The sequence below is a fragment of the Sphingomonas sp. SUN019 genome (assembly GCF_024758705.1).
Classification (GTDB): domain Bacteria; phylum Pseudomonadota; class Alphaproteobacteria; order Sphingomonadales; family Sphingomonadaceae; genus Sphingomonas.
Genome location: NZ_CP096971.1, coordinates 2,964,579 through 2,983,294, shown reverse-complemented (window position 1 = coordinate 2,983,294; position 18,716 = coordinate 2,964,579). Strand labels below are relative to the sequence as shown.

Annotated in this window: 17 protein-coding genes; 9 read left to right on the top strand and 8 right to left on the bottom strand. The window is 64.7% G+C overall.

The features are described 5' to 3' along the window. Nucleotides 1–161: 161 nt before the first annotated feature. Complete coding sequence (locus M0208_RS14385) at nucleotides 162–1,163, bottom strand: glycoside hydrolase family 3 N-terminal domain-containing protein (RefSeq protein ID WP_258892360.1); 1,002 nt, start codon at nucleotides 1,161–1,163, stop codon at nucleotides 162–164. Nucleotides 1,164–1,228: 65 nt separating this feature from the next. Between M0208_RS14385 and uvrB the strand changes: the two genes are divergently transcribed. The 3 genes from uvrB (at nucleotide 1,229) to M0208_RS14370 (ending at nucleotide 4,665) form a co-directional block, all read left to right on the top strand. Further along, on the top strand, nucleotides 1,229–3,430 hold the full coding sequence (gene uvrB, locus M0208_RS14380) for an excinuclease ABC subunit UvrB (protein WP_258892359.1): 2,202 nt from the start codon (nucleotides 1,229–1,231) through the stop codon (nucleotides 3,428–3,430). Nucleotides 3,431–3,536: 106 nt separating this feature from the next. Beyond that, nucleotides 3,537–3,857, top strand: a complete 321-nt coding sequence (locus M0208_RS14375) for a HigA family addiction module antitoxin (protein ID WP_258892358.1) — start codon at nucleotides 3,537–3,539, stop codon at nucleotides 3,855–3,857. Nucleotides 3,858–3,924: 67 nt separating this feature from the next. Next, the gene (locus M0208_RS14370; protein WP_258892357.1) at nucleotides 3,925–4,665 is read left to right on the top strand and encodes a hypothetical protein; all 741 of its coding nucleotides are present in this window, start codon (nucleotides 3,925–3,927) and stop codon (nucleotides 4,663–4,665) included. Here the strand turns inward: M0208_RS14370 and M0208_RS14365 are convergent. Genes M0208_RS14365 through M0208_RS14355 form a run of 3 tightly spaced genes read right to left on the bottom strand, consistent with a single transcriptional unit; the run spans nucleotide 4,662 to nucleotide 5,657 of the window. Next, nucleotides 4,662–4,811 (bottom strand): hypothetical protein, encoded by a 150-nt coding sequence (locus M0208_RS14365; RefSeq protein WP_258892356.1) that lies wholly within the window; start codon nucleotides 4,809–4,811, stop codon nucleotides 4,662–4,664. The genes M0208_RS14370 and M0208_RS14365 overlap by 4 nt on opposite strands. Before the next feature lie 5 nt (nucleotides 4,812–4,816). Further along, nucleotides 4,817–5,263 (bottom strand): DUF3597 domain-containing protein, encoded by a 447-nt coding sequence (locus tag M0208_RS14360; RefSeq protein ID WP_258892355.1) that lies wholly within the window; start codon nucleotides 5,261–5,263, stop codon nucleotides 4,817–4,819. 22 nt (nucleotides 5,264–5,285) lie between these two features. Continuing rightward, nucleotides 5,286–5,657 (bottom strand): PRC-barrel domain-containing protein, encoded by a 372-nt coding sequence (locus M0208_RS14355; protein ID WP_258892354.1) that lies wholly within the window; start codon nucleotides 5,655–5,657, stop codon nucleotides 5,286–5,288. Nucleotides 5,658–5,753: 96 nt separating this feature from the next. Between M0208_RS14355 and M0208_RS14350 the strand changes: the two genes are divergently transcribed. Further along, a complete protein-coding gene (locus M0208_RS14350) occupies nucleotides 5,754–6,278 on the top strand; it encodes a hypothetical protein (RefSeq protein ID WP_258892353.1) in 525 nt (174 codons plus the stop codon). A 408-nt stretch (nucleotides 6,279–6,686) separates the two neighbouring features. Then, nucleotides 6,687–8,075, top strand: coding sequence for a M20/M25/M40 family metallo-hydrolase (locus M0208_RS14345; RefSeq protein ID WP_258892352.1), 1,389 nt, complete (start codon nucleotides 6,687–6,689; stop codon nucleotides 8,073–8,075). 98 nt (nucleotides 8,076–8,173) lie between these two features. Here the strand turns inward: M0208_RS14345 and M0208_RS14340 are convergent, their stop codons facing one another. Next, the gene (locus M0208_RS14340; RefSeq protein WP_258892351.1) at nucleotides 8,174–8,800 is read right to left on the bottom strand and encodes a TetR family transcriptional regulator C-terminal domain-containing protein; all 627 of its coding nucleotides are present in this window, start codon (nucleotides 8,798–8,800) and stop codon (nucleotides 8,174–8,176) included. Between the two features lie 46 nt (nucleotides 8,801–8,846). Here M0208_RS14340 and M0208_RS14335 point away from each other — a divergent pair, with 46 nt between their 5' ends. Next, entirely contained in the window at nucleotides 8,847–10,025 is a 1,179-nt protein-coding gene (locus M0208_RS14335; RefSeq protein WP_258892350.1) for an aromatic ring-hydroxylating dioxygenase subunit alpha, read from the top strand. 100 nt (nucleotides 10,026–10,125) lie between these two features. Continuing rightward, nucleotides 10,126–11,733, top strand: coding sequence for an NAD(P)/FAD-dependent oxidoreductase (locus M0208_RS14330; protein WP_258892349.1), 1,608 nt, complete (start codon nucleotides 10,126–10,128; stop codon nucleotides 11,731–11,733). 92 nt (nucleotides 11,734–11,825) lie between these two features. Here the strand turns inward: M0208_RS14330 and M0208_RS14325 are convergent, their stop codons facing one another. Beyond that, nucleotides 11,826–12,458 carry a hypothetical protein gene (locus tag M0208_RS14325; protein WP_258892348.1) on the bottom strand — a complete coding sequence of 211 codons (633 nt, stop codon included), beginning with the start codon at nucleotides 12,456–12,458 and terminating at the stop codon, nucleotides 11,826–11,828. After that, nucleotides 12,455–13,738 carry an amino acid permease gene (locus M0208_RS14320; RefSeq protein WP_258892347.1) on the bottom strand — a complete coding sequence of 428 codons (1,284 nt, stop codon included), beginning with the start codon at nucleotides 13,736–13,738 and terminating at the stop codon, nucleotides 12,455–12,457. Before M0208_RS14320 ends, M0208_RS14325 begins: the two co-directional genes overlap by 4 nt. 75 nt (nucleotides 13,739–13,813) lie before the next feature. On the opposite strand from M0208_RS14320, the gene M0208_RS14315 reads away from it, so the two are divergent. Further along, entirely contained in the window at nucleotides 13,814–15,400 is a 1,587-nt protein-coding gene (locus M0208_RS14315) for a tetratricopeptide repeat-containing sulfotransferase family protein (protein WP_258892346.1), read from the top strand. A gap of 133 nt (nucleotides 15,401–15,533) precedes the next feature. Then, on the top strand, nucleotides 15,534–18,050 hold the full coding sequence (locus tag M0208_RS14310) for a TonB-dependent receptor (protein ID WP_258892345.1): 2,517 nt from the start codon (nucleotides 15,534–15,536) through the stop codon (nucleotides 18,048–18,050). Nucleotides 18,051–18,362: 312 nt separating this feature from the next. On the opposite strand, the gene M0208_RS14305 is transcribed toward M0208_RS14310, so the two are convergent. Next, nucleotides 18,363–18,629, bottom strand: a complete 267-nt coding sequence (locus tag M0208_RS14305) for a DUF2312 domain-containing protein (protein WP_258892344.1) — start codon at nucleotides 18,627–18,629, stop codon at nucleotides 18,363–18,365. Nucleotides 18,630–18,716: the final 87 nt, after the last annotated feature.

Genomic DNA, 18,716 nt, shown 5'->3' with positions numbered 1-18,716 from the left:
ATCCACCGCCGCGTGCAGATACGTGCGCAGGTGCGACTTTATGGCGACTTTTGACGCATGCCGAAATGCCGTCTTGGCCTAACCTTAGCCTAACCTTCCGCGAAAACCTTCGTTTCGAATACATGGCCTCCCGACCGCTTCTAAGCGAAACCTGCCGTCCGTCATACCAGCGCCAACAGCGCATCCCGCTTAACCACCGCTTCCGCAAAGTCCCCCTCGCCCGCGCCCACGCTCGCCATCGCCGCATCCAGCCGCTCGCGCGACCGCGGGGAAATCTCGCCCAGCCGTCCCGCGATCTCGACCATCTCGTCCATCCGCGCCCAGCAATCGAGCACCACGTCGCACCCGGCCGCGATCGCGCCCGCCGCTTTCTCGCCCGCCGTGCCCGACAGCGCCTTCATGTCGATGTCGTCGGTCATCAGCAGCCCGTCGAACCCGATCCTGCCGCGGATGATTTCCTCGATCACAATCGGCGACAGGGTCGCGGGGCGCTCGCGGTCCCAGGCGTCGAACACAATGTGGCTGGTCATCCCCATCGGCGCATCCGACAGCGCGCGGAACGGGGCGAGATCGTCCTCCAGTTCGACGTCGGAGGCGGTCACGGTCGGCAGATGGTGGTGCGTATCGACCACCGCTCGGCCGTGCCCCGGCATATGCTTTATAACCCCGACGACGCCCGCCGCGGCCAGCCCCTCCAGCGTCGCGCGCCCCATCGCCGCGACGCGCATCGGTTCGTGGCCGTAAGCGCGGGTGCTGATCGCGTCGGTCGTGTCGGCGCGCGCCACGTCGAGCAACGGCAGGCAGTTCACGGTGATCCCCACCTCCGCCAGCATCAGCCCCAGCGCGGTCGCATTGGCGCGCGCCGCCTCGATCCCCGACATCGGCGCGATCTCGTACAGCGCGTCGAACGCCGGACCCGCGGGAAAGGCGGGCCATTCGGGCGGTCCCATCCGTGCGACGCGCCCGCCCTCCTGATCGATCAGGATCGCTACATCCTCGCGGTCTTCGAGTTCACGCAACGAGGCGGTCAGCGCACGCAGTTGCGTCCGGTCGACGACGTTTCGCTTGAAGAAGATATAGCCCGCCGGTTTCGCCTCGGCGAAGAAGGCGCGTTCCTGCGGCGTCATGACGGGGCCGGACAGGCCGAAGATCACGGGTTTCATGCGCGCGTCATACGCACGCCCGCGCAGACCTTCCACCCCGCGTCCCTCACGCCCATATTGCGTGCATGGCCATCCAGATTCGCACCAATCTCGAAGAACCCGAATCGAGCGAAACCTTCATCCCCCACCGCCCCGCCCGCCCCGACAAGGCCGAGGGCGGAAAGCGTTTCGAGATCGTCAGCGAATACACCCCGAGCGGCGATCAGCCGACCGCGATCCGCGAACTGGCCGACGCCGCGAAGGAAGGCGAGCGCGATCAGGTGCTGCTGGGCGTCACCGGCTCCGGCAAGACCTTTACGATGGCCAAGGTCATCGAGGAACTGCAGCGCCCCGCGCTGATCCTCGCCCCGAACAAGATCCTCGCCGCGCAGCTCTACGGCGAAATGAAGTCGTTCTTCCCCAACAATGCGGTCGAATATTTCGTCAGTTACTACGATTATTATCAGCCAGAGGCGTATGTCGCGCGGTCGGACACGTATATCGAGAAGGAATCGTCGACCAACGAATCGATCGACCGGATGCGGCATTCGGCGACGCGCGCGCTGCTGGAGCGCGACGACGTGATCATCGTCGCATCGGTGTCGTGCCTGTACGGCATCGGATCGGTCGAAACGTATAGCGCGATGATCTTCGATCTGAAAAAGGGCACGACGGTCGACCAGCGCGAGATCGTCCGGAAACTGGTCGCGCTGCAATACAAGCGCAACGACGCTGCGTTCCAGCGTGGGAATTTCCGCGTGAAGGGCGACACGCTGGAAATCTTCCCCTCGCATTACGAGGACAGCGCGTGGCGGATCAGCTTCTTCGGCGACGATATCGAGGAGATCGTCGAATTCGATCCGCTGACCGGCAGCAAGGTCGCGTCGCTCAATTCGGTGCGCGTTTACGCCAATTCGCACTACGTCACGCCCGGGCCGACGCTGAAACAGGCGGGCGAGGCGATCAAGCATGAATTGGCCGAACGGCTGAAGGAACTGGTGACCGAGGGTAAATTACTCGAAGCGCAACGACTGGAGCAGCGCACCAACTTCGACCTGGAGATGATCGCCGCCACCGGGTCGTGCGCGGGAATCGAGAATTACAGCCGCTTCCTGACCGGCCGGATGCCGGGCGAACCGCCCCCCACCCTATTCGAATATCTGCCAGAAAACGCATTGCTGTTCGTCGACGAAAGCCACGTCACGATCGGCCAGATCAACGGCATGTCGCGCGGCGATCACCGGCGCAAACTGACGCTGGCCGAATATGGCTTCCGCCTGCCATCGGCGATCGACAACCGCCCGCTGCGCTTCAACGAATGGGACGCGATGCGCCCGCAAACGACTTACGTCTCCGCGACGCCGGGCGGTTGGGAGATGGAGCAGACCGGCGGCGTCTTCGCCGAACAGGTCATCCGCCCCACCGGGCTGATCGACCCGCCGGTGGAGATCAAGCCGGTCGAGGAACAGGTCCAGGATCTGATCGTCGAATGCCGCAAGACGACCGAGGCCGGATACCGCACGCTCGTCACTACGCTGACCAAGCGCATGGCGGAGGATCTGACCGAATATATGCACGAGGCGGGGATCAAGGTCCGCTACATGCATTCGGATGTGGAGACGCTGGAGCGTATCGAACTGATCCGCGACTTGCGGCTTGGCGTGTACGACGTGCTGATCGGCATCAACCTGCTGCGCGAGGGACTCGACATCCCCGAATGCGGGCTGGTCGCAATTCTCGACGCCGACAAGGAAGGCTTCCTGCGCAGCGAGACCTCGCTGATCCAGACGATCGGCCGCGCGGCGCGCAACGTCGACGGCCGCGTGATCCTGTACGCCGATCGCGTCACGGGTTCGATGGAGCGCGCGATGAACGAAACCTCGCGCCGTCGCGAGAAACAGCTCGCGTACAACGCCGAACACGGCATCACCCCGACGACGATCCGCCGCAACATCGGCGACATCATCAAGGACGTCGCCAGCCGCGATCAGGTGACGGTCGAAATCGACGAAGAACGCCCGCACATGGTTGGCCACAATCTACGCGCGCATATCGAAGACCTCGAAAAGAAGATGCGCAAGGCTGCGTCCGACCTGGAGTTTGAGGAAGCAGGTCGCCTGCGCGACGAAATCCGCGCGCTGGAGCAGGAGGAACTGGGTCTGCCGGTCGAACAGCACAAAGCGCCGGTGATGGGGCGGAGCAACGAGGGCAAGCCGGGCACGCGGAAGACACGTTACGGAAAGAGCCAGAAGATCAGGATGGGCGCGCGGGGCGGGGGTCGCTCCTAGTGCCGTGATGAACTTGCGCCTCCACCCCCTTCCGACCGATCGCGCATATTCTTTTCGATTAACGCGCAGTGGCGCATATGCTTCGTCTGGAAGGACGGAGGCGCATATGACGTCGAAATCACCGACTATCACTTATCCGGAATGGCTCGAGAACGAACACGCCGGTCAGCTGCTGGTCACCGAATTCCACAAACCGGAGGAGCCGACGATCGAACAGCTTGCCGGTGACGTGGGCGTATCGCCGGAGCGGATCGCTGCGGTGGTCGAGGGCGTTCGTCCGGTCGACGCCGAGTTGGACCTGCGCCTTGCGCGCTATTTCCGGATGTCGGAGGGCTTCTTCCTGCGCCTGCAGAACCGCTATGAAATCGTAAAGGCGCGGCGCGCGCTGAACGGCGCGCTGGACCGGATCGTTCCGCGCGCCGCCTGACGGATGCGACAACCGTCGCTTCCATCCTATAATTTCCGCCGCCATCGCGTCATCCTAACGCCGATCGGTGGAGGATCAGGACGGCATGGCGACGCTCGCGCCCGTTCGCGCCGCGCCTATTGGCGCTGAAGATCGCTTTTTCGGCGGGATGGCGCTGGCGATGGTTGCGATCACGTTTGTCGGTTTCGCGCCGTCCTATTATTTCATGCGCTTCACCGCCGCGCCGGCGCTGTTGCCGATCGTCCATCTGCATGGGCTGGTATTCACCGGCTGGATTCTCCTTCACGCCGGTCAGACCGGCTTGGTGGTGTCGCGGAGGATCGATCTCCACCGGCGGATCGGCGTGTTCGGAGCGGTGCTGGCAGTGGCGGTGGTCGTGCTTGGCTTCATCACGGCTCTCGTGACCGCGCCGCTCCACGGACTGCCCGGACACCGTGCGCCGCCGATCATCTTTCCGTTCATGGCGGTGTCGACGTTCGGCATCCTGTGCGCGGCTGGCGTGGCGTGGCGTCGCAAGCCCCAGCACCACAAGCGCATCATGCTGCTCGCGACCTCGGCGCTGATCATTACGCCCGGAGCGCGGATCGGCCGGATGGTCGGCACCGAACTACCGCCGCCGGTTTTCGGAATGCTGCTGACCGATGTTCTGCTCGCAGCACTCGTCATTTTCGATGTGCGAACGCGCGGGCGTTTGCATCCCGCGACGATCGCGGCGGGCGGCCTGTTCCTGGCCACCCAGCCGCTTCGCGTCGCAGTGTCGCATTGGCCCGCGTGGCAGGCGTTTGCGGCGTCGATCGGCGCGCGTTAACTCTTGTCCGAACCCGGTGCGCGATCCGCGGCTGGTTCCGCATCGATCGTCTGTGGTGGGGTCGTGTTGCCCTTTTCGGGCGCGTCGGGGTCGGTCAGCAGTTCCTCGACCGCTTTCTCGATCCCGCGTTCCTTATTGTCGCCCATTGCGATCAATCCTTCATCGCGGCGGGAACCACGCCGCCGTTCTTTTCCAGCTCACGCATCACCGCCTTGTGGAGCCAGATGTTCATTTCGGCCGAGCCATCCTTGTCGCCGCTGTAGCCGAGCTCTGTCGCGAGTTCCTTGCGATTGGCGAGGCTCGAATCGAGGTCGAGCAGCTTCATCAGATCGACGATCGAGGTGCGCCAATTCAGTTCCGGGCCGCCCTTCTTCTGCGCGATGCCGGTCAGCACCGCCTCGACATCGACCGGCTGCGCCGCCGTGGCGGGAACTGGCTTGGGCTGCGCCGCCGGAGCGGGCGCCGCCTGCGTCGGTTGCGCGCGCGGCATAGGGGCGGGCGCAGGTGCGGCGGGCGCGTCCTTCTTGCCGCTGAACTGGCCGCCCAGCGGGCCGTTCGCGCCGAAGATCGCATCCTTGATTTTGCTGAAGATACTCATGGCCTTACTCTCCTGTGATCGCTCAGTCGGACGAAACGTCGGCGGCGCTGACGCCGTAATAGCTCGCGACGCGGTCGGCATAGGCCTGGTCGAAGACCGGCGCGTTGTTCGACCAACTCGGGCCGCCCTCCAGCAGACGGCGGTCGATCGTGACGACGTATAGGTCGCGCACGACGTCAAAACTCAGCAGCTCGAACGGCAGCGGATAGAAGCTTTTGCCCATCCCGAGGAACCCGCCAAGCGACAAGACCGCGTGAGTCACGCGGCCGGTAGCTTTATGCACCATAAAAGCGTGGACGGTCCCGATATTGTCGCCGTCGCGGCTCTCGACTTTGACGGTGGTCGCGACGTTGGACTGGATCAGCAGCAGGGTGGCGGTGTTCGGTTCGGCCATGAAAGGCTCCCAGGATAAGGTTGTTACGCGGCTGAACCGACGTGGGGCGCGGCGGTTCCGGTTGAGCGCGGACGATTGGTGCCGCATAGTCGCGCGATGCGTCATCTTGTACTCATCTCCGCCCTGCTCGCCCCGCTCACCGCGTGCGTCGCCCCGCCGCGCGAACAGGCCCCGCCGCCCGCGCCGATCGTCCAGCGGCCGTCCCCGGTGCCGACCACCGCACCGCTGGCGAGCGACTGGCAGGACTGGCCGCTGACGCCCGGCTCGTGGAGCTACGGTCGCGACGCGCGGGGCACGCGGGCGATGTTCGGGCAGGCGAATACCGACGCGCGCCTCGTTCTGCGCTGTGACATGGCCGAGCGTCGCATCTATCTCTCGCGCGCCGGATCGGACACCGGTGCGCTGACTGTCCGCACCTCCAGCGCGACGCGCGCACTGCCGGTCCAGCCGACCGGCGGCGCACTGCCTTATGTCGCGACAGCGCTGCCGGTGCGCGATCCGTTGCTCGACGCGATGGCGTTCAGCCGTGGGCGGATCGTAGTGGAACAGGCGGGATCGCCGCCGCTGGTCGTGCCGAGCTGGGCCGAAATCGCGCGGGTGACGGAGGATTGCCGGGCCTGACGCAGCGCGTCGGGCGGCGGCGGAAGAGAATCGTCGAAAACGCGGCGCAATACAAGACTTGTATCGCGCTTTCGAATGACTCAAATAGATGGCGTGGCAGGCAGTCACGCAGTGTATCAAACAGCGAAAGGAGGTGATCCGATGTCTCATGGTTCAGCAGTGAGTTCGGTTCGGTTCGTTCGGGGGACGCGTCGCTAGATCCGCCGGACCCGGCCGGGGGGTATCCTCCTCCAGTCAACGGTTGGGTTCACAGGATTTGCGGCTCGCATGGTCCTCCGGGCTGGAGCTCTCCGGCCGCTGACCATGTCTGGAGGTTGCCGGGTCGCCTGATGGCGCCCGGCAACCTCTTTTCATTTGTGAGGTATGTCTAGCACGCGCTACGTCACCCCGAACGATAGAGGGTGACACATGAAATATCCGGCTCTGGCGGCGGCGATCCTGGTTCTTTCGACGACCGCGGCGCACGCCGCGCCCGCCAATCCGAAAGCCGAAGCGCAGGCGCTCGACATCGCCAAGCGTGCGATCGCATTCAAGAGCGTCAATTCGCCCGGCGGACAGACCCCGCAACTCGCGGCGTATCTGAAACAGGTGCTGGTCGCGGGCGGGTTCGCCGACGCCGACGTCACGATCACCCCGGTCGACAACACCGCCTACATGATCGCGCGCTGGAAGGGCAGCGAGCCCGCCGCCAAGCCGCTCGTCATCTCGGGCCATATCGACGTCGTCGCGGCCAACCCCGCCGACTGGCAGCGCGACCCGTTCACGCCCGTCGTCGAGAACGGCTATCTCTACGGCCGCGGCGCGACCGACATGAAGCTGGACGCCGCGATCGTCATTGCCACGCTGATCGAGCTGAAACGGCAGGGCTACAAACCGCGCCGCGACATCGTCCTCGAATTTTCGGGCGACGAGGAAACGACGATGAAGACGAGCGCGATCATCGCCGAGCAATTGAAGAACGCCGAACTGGTGCTGAACATCGACGGCGGCGGCGGGTCGCTGAACGAAGCGACCGGCAAGCCCGAATATTGGACTTGGAACGGCGCCGAAAAAACCTACGCCGATTTCGAGCTGACCGTCACCAACCCCGGCGGGCATTCCTCCGCGCCGCGCAAGCTGAACGCGATCAACCAGCTCGCCGCCGCGCTGGTGAAGATCGGCGAATATCAATTCAAGCCCGAGGTCAGCGACCTGACCCGCGCCTATTTCGTGGAGGCCGCGAAATACGAGGATAAGGAGACCGGCGCGGCGATGCGCGCTTTCGCCGCCAATCCGGCGGACAAGGCCGCGATCACGACGCTGACCGCAAATCCTTCGACGATCGGCAAGATCGGCACAACCTGCGTATCGACGATGATCAACGGCGGGCACGGGCTGAACGCGCTGCCGGAACGCGCTACCGCCAACATCAACTGCCGCATCTTCCCCGGCCATCAGCCCGCCGCGATCATGGCCGAACTGCAAAAGGTCGTCGCCGACCCCGCGGTCCAGTTCAAGGATGTGACCGAAGGATCGATCCCCAACGCCCCCTCCCCGATGCGCCCCGATTTCGTCGCGGCGGTGAAGAAGGCGCTGGGCAAAGTCTATCCCGGCGTGCCCGTCTTCCCGAGCCAGTCGTCGGGCGCGAGCGACAGCATGTGGTTCCGATCGAAAGGCGTGCCAAGCTACGGCGCGAGTCCGGTGTTCATCAAGGATTCGGACGATTTCAGCCACGGCCTGAACGAACGCACGCCGGTGAATAATATCGGTCCGGCGGTCACGTATTATTTGTCGCTGATCACCGATTTGTCGAAGTAACAAATCCTCCCCGGGACGGGGAGGTGGCAGGCCGAAGGCCTGACGGAGGGGGCGGGCCGCGAGGTGATCGCTCGCGGCCCGCCCCCTCCACCACGCCGCTACGCGTCGCGGTCCCCCTCCCCGTGCCGGGGAGGATTTAGGATCGCCGCAATCTGTGCCTCCGCGATCCCCCGCGCCTCATCCGCCGCGAACGTTCCCGGCGACAGGCACAATTCCAGCCACAACCCATCGACCAGAGCGGTCACCGCAATCGCCGCCAGCCGCCGCTTGCCCTCACACACCCCGCAACCGGCAAGCAACGCCTCCAGATCGCGCCGATACCCGGCATAAACCTCGTCATGCAGCCGCGCGATTTCCGGGTTGGCGGTGACCAGACTCCAGAACGCGATCCATGTCGCCAACAACGCCGGGTCCGCGATCGGCGGGACGAAGCTCGCCCCGACATAGGCCGACAGCCGCGCACGCGGATCATCCCCCGCCCCGGCGACCGCCGCGTCCAACGCGGCCTGCACCTCCGCCCCCACCGCGGCATAGGTTTCCGCGATCAACGCATCGACCCCGCCGAAATAATGCCCGACCAGCCCCGGCGACACCCCCGCCTCCGCTGCGATCCCGCGCACCGACGCCGCCCCCGCGCCGCCGCGCGCCAGCATGCGCTTCGTCGCCGCGATCAGGCTCGCGCGACGCGCATCGGGTTCGGCGCGGGAATATGCGGGCTTGTGCATCGGCGAACCTTATTATACGATCGTACAACAAGCAACGGGAGGCATCATGGCGCATCGTTACGCGGACCTGTCAGCCCCCGATCCGGACGCCGACTGGAGTCTCCCCGGCTGGCTCTACACAGACCCGGAGTATTTCGAGGTCGAGACACAGCGCATCATTCGCCCGTCATGGCAGATCGTCTGCCACGTCAGCGACCTGGCTAATCCCGGCGACTGGCGCACAATCGCGTATCTCGGCGAGAACATCGTCGTCGTCCGCGGCGAGGATCGCGACATTCGCGCGTTCCACAACGTCTGCCGCCACCGCGCGATGCGGCTGGTCGAGGGCGATGCGGGCTGCGCGAAGAAACTCGTCTGTCCATACCACGCCTGGACCTACGACCTCGACGGGCGGCTGACCGGCGTGCCGATGCGCCGCGACTATCCCGCGCTCGACATGGCCGCGACGGGCTTGGTGCCGGTCGAGACCGAAACTTGGAACGGCTTCGTCTTCGTCCGGCTGGAAGATCAGGGTGGACCGTCCGTCACGCAGATGATGGCCCCCTACGCCGACGAAATCGCGCCGTATCGCTTCGAGGACATGAGCACGATCAGCACCGTCCGCACGCGCGAGCGGCAGGTGAACTGGAAAAACGTCGGCGACAATTATTCCGACAACCTCCACATACCCGTAGCGCACGATGGCCTGTCGCGGTTGTTCGGCAAGAGTTACGCGATCGAGGCGCAGCCGTATGTCGACAAGATGAGCGGGCGGCTGGTCGATCGTCCGTCCGACAATGTGTCCGAGCGCTTCTATCAAAAGCACCTGCCGCGCGCGGCGCATCTGCCGGACGAGAACCAGCGGCTGTGGCTATATTACAAGCTCTGGCCGAACATGGCGTTCGACCTTTACGCCGACCAGATCGACTTCATGCAATGGCTGCCGCTGACACCGACGACGTCGCTGCTGCGCGAGATGGCGTTCGCGATTCCGGACGACCGCAGGGAGATGAAGCTGGTCCGCTACGCCAACTGGCGCATCAACCGGACGGTCAACGCGGAGGACACTTGGCTGATCGAACGCGTCCAGCATGGGATGGCCTCTTCCAGCTATACCGCCGGTCCGATCGGCGCGAGCGAGGTGTGCCTGCGGTCGTTCGCGAAGAAAATCCGCGAGGCGATTCCCGAAGCGCGGCAGCACCGCGCGCCGGTGCCGGGGTGGAGCAGGCGGCCGCGGGCCGCTTGATCGACCAACAACCCCACCTCCGTTCGGCCTGAGCGAAGTCGAAGGCTATGCGGCAAACCATGTGCTTCGACTTCGCTCAGCACGAACGGATGTTTGTACGATGACCAAATCCTACGACGCACTCATCATCGGCGGCGGGCACAACGGCCTGGTCTGCGCCTTCTACCTCGCCCGCGCTGGGCTGAAGGTTCGCGTGCTCGAACGCCGCCACATCGTCGGCGGCGCGGCGGTGACCGAGGAATTTCACCCCGGCTTCCGCAATTCCACCGCCAGCTACACCGTCAGCCTGCTGCGGCCGAAAGTCATAAAGGACATGCGCCTGCACGAGCGCGGCTGGCGGATCATAGAACGCACGATCAGCAATTTCTTCCCACACGAGGACGGCTACCTGAAGCTCGGCGGCGGCACCGCCCGCACGCAGGCGGAATTCGCGCGCTTCAGCAAGAAGGACGCCGAAACCTTCCCCAAATACGAAGAAGCGCTCGAACGCGTCGCGCAAGTGCTCCGCGACCTCGCGCTGAAAACCCCGCCCAATGCGGGCGGCGGCGTCCGCGCGCTGATCGCCGCCGCCACGCAGGGCAAGCGCCTGGCGGGCATGGACATCGAGGCGCAGCGCGACGTGATGGACCTGTTCGTCAAATCGGCGCGCAGCTTTCTCGACAGCTGGTATGAGAACGAACACGTCAAGGCCGCGTTCGGCTTCGACGCGGTGGTCGGCAATTACGCCAGCCCCGACACACCCGGCAGCGCTTACGTCCTGCTCCACCACGTCTTCGGCGAGGTGAACGGCAAGATGGGGATGTGGGGACACAGCGTCGGCGGCATGGGCGCGATCACGCAGTACATGGCAGAGGCGTGCGTCGAGGCGGGCGTCGAGATCAGCCTCGAAGCGCCGGTCGCCAAGGTGCTGGTCGACGGCGGCAAGGTCGCGGGCGTGCGGCTGGAAAGCGACGAGGAGATCGCGGCTGGCATCGTCGCGTCGAACGCAGGCCCGGCGCTCCTATTCCGCGAACTCATCGACCGCGCAGACATGACGCCCGACTTCGCGCGACGGATGGACAACTTCAAGGCGGGATCGGGCACGTTCCGGATGAACGTCGCGCTTAGCGAACTGCCCGATTTCACCGTCCTGCCGGGCAAGGAAAAGGCCGAACACCACACCGCGGGCATCATCATCTCGCCCACGCTCGACTACATGGATCAGGCGTTCACCGATGCGAAGGCGTTCGGCTGGTCGAAGCAACCGATCGTCGAGATGAAACTCCCAACGTCGGTCGACGATACGCTCGCCCCGTCCGGCCAGCACATCGCCAGCCTGTTCTGCCAGCAATTCGCGCCGGTCCTGCCCGACGGCCGCAACTGGGACGACGAACGCGAAGCCGCCGCCGACCTGATCGTCGACACCGTCACGAAGCACGCGCCCAATTTCAAGGGCTCGATCATCGCGCGCCAGATCCACTCCCCGCTCGATCTGGAGCGGAAATTCGGGCTGATCGGCGGCGATATCATGCACGGCCACATGACGCTCGACCAGTTATGGGCCGCGCGCCCGACGCTAGGCCACGGCGACTACCGCGCCCCGATCAAGGGCCTCTACATGTGCGGCGCGGGCACCCACCCCGGCGGCGGGGTCACCGGCGCACCGGGCCACAATGCCGCGCACGAGATTTTGCGCGACCGGAGCTTCGTGGGGCGGATGTTGGGATAACAACTAGCCCTTTCCCGGAAAGCGACTCATAGTCGATTCGAACATGGCTCGGGGATATGACTCGGGCGTCCATTTTTGCCGACCGACGGTCGTCAGTTGACGAGGTTTTCCAAAGCGCGACGTATTTCCGCATTGCTATCCAGCACGAGGCCAAGTGAGTGATGTTTGGTTGCTTGCGATCGTGTTTTCGCCGCTGCTGCTAACGCACGCCGAGCGGATGGCATCGCTTCGTCTTTGGATCCAAGCCCTTCGAGTAGCAGGGCATTCAAACCGAACTGTTTGAACTCGTTCATTGGAAAGATTGGGTTACAATCCCAGAAATCCGCTAATCCAGTCAGCGCATCCTCATAACGACTTAGCATTCTCCTACACCAGACCAGCTCGGCGAAGCTGAAATGTGCGTTTCCCCGAAGGCCAGGATCTACCCGCACACGATCAAGGCTGCTCGCGTAGGTGTCTAGCGCCGGATCGATTTCGCCGAGTGACCGCAAACAATCTGCCTTCTGTTCCAGCAACCAAGCGGGCAAATGAGCCGGGTAATCGGCGATTGTCCGATCGATCATCTTCAACGAGAGATCGTAAGCGCCTGTGGCATATAAGGCACCTGCCTGAATGCGCATATATTCTGGGCGCGACGAGCGCGCACGTTGCAAGCGCCGCTCGAACTCCTGCCTGTCCTCATCTGACAAGCATGGCCGTCTGAACCAATCGTCGTTGGCGCTCAAGGCTTACCCTTTCTCACCCACAGATATACCGGCAACCCCAGCAGCATCAGCCCCAGCCCCCACAAATCCGCCTTCAGCCCCAGCCCCCACACCATCCACAGCACGAATCCAGCCGCGACGACCGACGCCACCACCAGCGGCCGATCCCCCGGCAATAGGCGGATCGCCGCCAGCGCGCTCGCCAGATACGCGGCCATTCCTGCGGCGAGCGAAATCGTCGCGACATCCTGAAACAATTGCCCGGTGCTGCCGGTATAGTTCAGCAGCATCACCACGCTGACCAGCACGCCCGACACCAGATGCGCGCGCGCCGGGGTGCCGCGGCGGCTTTCCTTCCCGAACCACGCGGGGAACACCCCGCCGCGCGCCATCGCCCACGGCATTTCGCCCTGCAGCAAGATGAAGCCGTTGAGCGCCCCGAACGCGCTGATCGCCGCGAACAACGCCACCACCTCCGCCATGCCGGTTCCCAGCGTCGCGCCGAGGAACGCCGCGACCGGCGCGGGCGACGTTGCGGTGACGTCCGCTGGCATCAGCAACGCGACCGCGGCGGCGACGCAGAAATAGACCACCCCGGTCAGCGCGGTGCCGATCAGCGTCACGCGCGGCACGACGCTGGCCGCGTTCGCCACCTTGTCCGCCGGAACAGTCGCCGATTCGACGCCAAGAAAACCCCAGAAGGTCAGCGCCGCCGCCCCCGCGATCGCCCCCGCGCCCAGCGGCACCGGCGTGGCGGGCGCCACTGCGGCGGTCCCATCGCGGAGCAACAGCCAGGCCGCGAGCAGGATCACCCCCGCCAACGGCACCAGCTTCAGCACCGTAGTCACCACTTGCACCCGCCCGGCGAGCGCGACGCCGCGAATGTTGATCACCACCAGCAGCCACACGATCGCCAGCGCCGAGGCTGCCGATGCAATTCCGCTGCCTATCACGGGGAACACCAGGCTGAGCGCGCTGACGACCGCGATCGCGATCGCGCCGTTCCCCGCCCACACCAGCACCCAGTAACTCCACGCGACGAAGAACCCGGTCGTCGCCCCGAACGCGGCATTGGCATAGGCATAGGGCCCGCCCGCCAGCGGCAGCTTCGCCGACAGCCGCGCGAACACGAACGCCAGACACATCGCCCCCGCGATTGTCACGCCCCACCCGATCAGCGCGTTGGCTCCCAGCGGCGCGAGCGTCGCCGGCAACAGATAGATGCCCGACCCGATCATGTTCCCCACGACCAGCGCGAGCGCGGTCCAGAAACCCAATTGCCCTGTCTTTGCGCCTGCCACCTTCACTCCACCCCGTTGGCGTTGGTCGCCCCTTGCCCGCTTGATCCGATCCGCGCCACATGGTTTCTGCGCGCGATGGCCACCGCCCCCGCCCCCCGCTGGCCGACCGCGCTGATGGATGCCGCGCTGGCGCTCCACGACAATCGGTTGCCCGACGCCGAACGCGGGCTGAAGGCGTATCTGAAGCAGAACCCGTTCGACGCGCGAGCAATCCGCATGCTGGCCGAGCTTGCCGGACGGATCGGGCGCAACCGCGACAGCGAGGCGTTGCTGCGCCGCGCGCTGGAGATCGCCCCCGGTTTCACCGCGGCGCGCGCGAATCTCGCGCTCGTCCTGTACCGGCAGAATCGCCCGGCGGAGGCGATCGCGGAACTCGACGCGTTGAACGAGCCGGACCACGTCGGCCACGCCAACCTGAAGGCCGCCGCGCTCGGCCGGCTCGGCGGGTTCGAGGGGGCGATCGGGCTGTACGAACGCGTGCTGGCCGATGCGCCGCAGCAGCCGAAGGTCTGGATGAGCTACGGTCACGTCCTGAAGACGGTCGGGCGGCAGGTCGACGGCGTCGCCGCCTATCGCCGTGCGCTGGCGCTGAAACCTGATCTGGGCGAGGCGTGGTGGAGTCTTGCCAACCTGAAGACCGTGCGCTTCGACGAGGGCGACATCGCCGCGATGGAGGCCGCGCTCGCCGACCCGGCGATCGGCGACGAAGACCGCTTCCACCTCGATTTCGCGCTGGGAAAAGCGTTCGAGGACCGTGCCTACGCCGACGACGCCTTCGCGCATTACGTCGCGGGCAACGAACTCCGCCGCAAGAGTCTGGCCTATGACGCGGGCGAAACCACGGCCTTCGTCGATTGCAGCATCGCGCTCGCGTCCCCCGATTTCTTCACCGCGCGCGCCGGGCAGGGCTGCCCCGTTTCCGACCCGATCTTCGTCCTCGGGATGCCGCGCGCGGGATCGACGCTGATCGAACAAATCCTCGCCAGCCACAGCCAGGTCGAGGGCACCACAGAACTTCCCGACCTGCCGCTGATCGCGCGCCGGACCGACGACTATCCGAACGGCCTCGCCAGCGTTTCGCCCGATCGCCTGCGCGCGCTGGGCGAAGAATATCTCGGCCGCGCCGCGGTGCAGCGAAAGACCGACCGGCCCTATTTCGTCGACAAGCTGCCCAACAACTGGGCGCATTTGTCGCTGATCCACCTGATCCTGCCGAATGCGACGATCGTCGACGCGCGGCGCGATCCGATCGCCTGCTGCTTTTCCAATTTCAAACAGCATTTCGCGCGCGGGCAGGGGTTCAGTTACTCGCTCGACGACATGGGGCGCTATTATCGCGATTACGTCCGCCTTTCCGCGCATCTTGACCGCGTGCTGCCGGGCCGCGTTCACCGCGTGATTCATGAGGCGTTGGTGGAGGATACCGAAACGCAGGTCCGCGCGCTGCTGGCCGCGTGCGGGTTGGACTTCGAACCCGCCTGCCTCGCCTTTCACGAAACCGACCGCGCGATCCGCACCGCCAGTTCGGAACAGGTGCGGCGGCCGATCTCACGCGAAGGTCTGGACGCGTGGCGTGCGTTCGAACCGCACCTCGCGCCGCTGCGCATCGCGTTAGGCGAAGACCTGATCGCCGCCTATCCGGACGCCCCCTTCTCCGCCTGAAACAGATCGTCACGCAAGCGTTGCAATTCTGTCACGCTGCACCGCAAAATCCCGACCTGCTCCGGCCTTGATTGACGTGCGTTGCGCGCACCATCACGTTCACGAAACGATCGATCATATGGGGAATGTTCGCGTGACCAATTCGTACCGTCGGACACTTGCGGCCACTCTGCTCGCGACGACGACGCTAGCCGCGCCGTCCTATGCTCAGACCGCCGAAACACCCCCATCCGCCGAACGGCCCCCCGCCGAACAGACCAACGCGCTTCCCGACGACCGCGACGACATCGTCGTGACCGCGCAGAAGCGCGAGGAGAACGTGCAGGACGTGCCGATCAGCATCCAGGCGATCGGCACGCGGAAACTCGATCAGCTCAACATCTCGAACTTCAACCAATATACGCAGCTTTTGCCCTCGGTCGCGTTCCAGACCGCGCAGCCCGGCGTCACGACGGTCTATATGCGCGGCGTCGCGAGCGGCGGTGACGGCAACCATTCAGGCTCGCTTCCCTCGGTCGGCAGCTATCTCGACGAACAGCCGGTCACGACGATCGGCGGCACGCTGGATGTCCACATCTACGACATCGCGCGCATCGAAAGCCTCGCTGGGCCGCAGGGCACGTTGTATGGCGCGTCGAGCCAGGCGGGCACGATCCGCATCATCACCAACAAGCCCGATACCGCGGGCTTCTACGGCCGCGTCGACGGCGAGCTGAACACCGTCCGCAAGGGCGGGATGGGCGGCAAGATCGAGGGCATGATCAACACGCCTTTCAGCGACCGCGTGGCGCTGCGCGTGGTCGGTTTCTATCAGCGTGACGCGGGCTTCATCGACAATGTGCCGGGGACGCGCAGCTTCCTGCCCCAGCCCGGCGGGATCACGGTGAACAACGACCAGTTCGTCGAGAAGGATTACAACGACACCGAAATCTGGGGTGGGCGCGCCGCGCTGAAGATCGATCTCGACGATACGTGGACCGTCACCCCGACCGTTCTTTATCAGGATACGCGCAGCAACGGCAGCTACGCCTTCGATCCGCTGGTCGGCGATCTGCAGGTGCAGCGCTTCTACCCCGAATATCGGCGCGATCGCTTCATCCAGGGCGCGCTGACGATCGAGGGGCAATTGGGCAATTGGGACGTCACCTATGCCGGTGCGTATCTAGATCGCAAGGCCGCACAATCGAGCGACTATACCGATTATTCCGAAGCCTATGATTCGCTCTATTCATCGGTCGGCGGGCTGGCGGGCTATTTCTATTATCAGGACGCGGCCGGCAACACGATCGACCCGCGCCAGAACGTTCTTTCGACCGATCACTTCCGCAAGCTGAGCCAGGAACTGCGCGTCGCGTCGCCGCAGGACCAGCCATTCCGGGTCGTCGCGGGCGCATTCTATCAGCGCCAGTCGAACCTGATCCATCAGGATTACCAGATCCCAAACCTGGGGCCGAACGTGTCGGTCAACGGTTTTCCCGGCACGCTGTGGCTGACGCAGCAGAAGCGCGTCGACAAGGATTATGCGATGTTCGGGGAGGCGAGCTTCGACCTGACCCCGACGCTGACCGTCACCGGCGGCGGGCGCGCGTATATCTACGACAATTCGCTGATCGGCTTCTTCGGGTTCGGGCGTAATCCGGGCAACGGATTTTCCGATTCGCCGCCGAATGCCGCGGGCAGCAATCGCACCGGGGTCGCGCAATGCTACACCACGGCGTTAGAACGCCTGTATGACCGGGATACCGACACCTACAGCAGTTCTCTGACGCTGCTGCCGCCCGCAGTTTCGGGCAGTCCCTGCACCAATCTTGGGACATTGGCGGGCAATAAAATCGTGCCCGTCCGGACACAGGGCCAAGGCGTCACTTATCGCGCGAACATCACCTGGAAACCGGTCGAGGACGTCCTGCTTTACGGTACGTGGTCACGCGGTTTCCGGCCGGGCGGGATCAACCGCCGCGCCGACGTTGCGGCGTATGACGCGGATTTCCTGACCAACTATGAAATCGGCTGGAAGACGACGTTGCTGGACGGCAAGCTGCGGTTCAACGGCGCGGTCTATCAACAGGCCTGGGACGCCTTCCAATTCTCGTTCCTGGGCGAGAACAGCTTCACCGTCATCCAGAACGGCCCGAACGCGCGGATTCGCGGGATCGAAATGGACGCCAATTTGGGGGTCGGCCCACTGACGCTGACCGCATCTGGCTCTTATACCGATGCGAAGACACGTCAGGGTCTGTGCGAACAAGACGTCTGCGGCCGCCCGGGCGCAGGTGATCTGCTCGCTCCCGAAGGCACGCGTCTTCCGATCACCCCGCGGTTCAAGATCAACGGCACTGCGCGCTACACCGTCCCGATCGGCACCGCGCGCGGCTATGTCCAGGGCTTGGTCGCGCACCAGAGCTCGGCGTCGTCCGATATCCGCGTTGAAAAAGCCGCGGCACTGGGGCGGCTCAAACAATATACCAGCGCCAATGCGTCGATCGGGGTGGAATTCACCAATTTCAACCTGGAGGCGTTCGTCCAGAACATCTGGGACGAACGCGGGCAGTTGACGCGATTCCAGCAATGCGGCGCGTGCGACCAGCGCATCTACATCTTGCCGATCCAGCCGCGCACGATCGGCATTCGGGCGGGGGCGAAGTTCTAGGGTGTATCCGTCGATCCGGCCGAACCCGATCGGGTTCGGCCGCGATGTGAATTAGACTCTAGCGCGATCAGTTTCGGTCAAATCAAAATCTTCCCCTGCAAGGGGAGGTGGCGCGTATCGCCGGAGGGGTATCGCGCTATCGAGAGGGAGTGTCGGATCAAACGCGCCCCGCGCGTTTGAGGATTGCCGGGGGCAATCCGACCCGCCACTCCCCTCCGTCAGCGCTTCGCGCTGCCACCTCCCCTTGCAGGGGAGGATTTACGAGCGTGCACACCTGATCGGCTTCGACTTTAGCGCACCGGAGTAGAAACCTCAGATCATCCCCAACGCCTGCATATACGTCTCCAGGATCGCTTCCTCCTCCTGATATTCTTCCTTCTTCTTCTTGCGGATCGACAGGATCTTGCGGATCGCCTTGGGATCGTAGCCACGCGATTTCGCTTCGCCCATCACATCCTTGATGTCGTCGGCGATGCCCTTTTTCTCTTCTTCCAGCCGTTCCGCGCGCTCGATCAGCAGCCGCAGTTCATCCGCCGCGACGTGTCCGCCGCCCATGCCTTCTTGCCGTTCCTCGGCCATGATCCCGTCCCCGTAAAATGCGCCGCTTGCGCCCGGTGCGTTGTGCGCCGGGCGAGCGGCTGGATTGACCCTGTAGGGTGCGGCGGC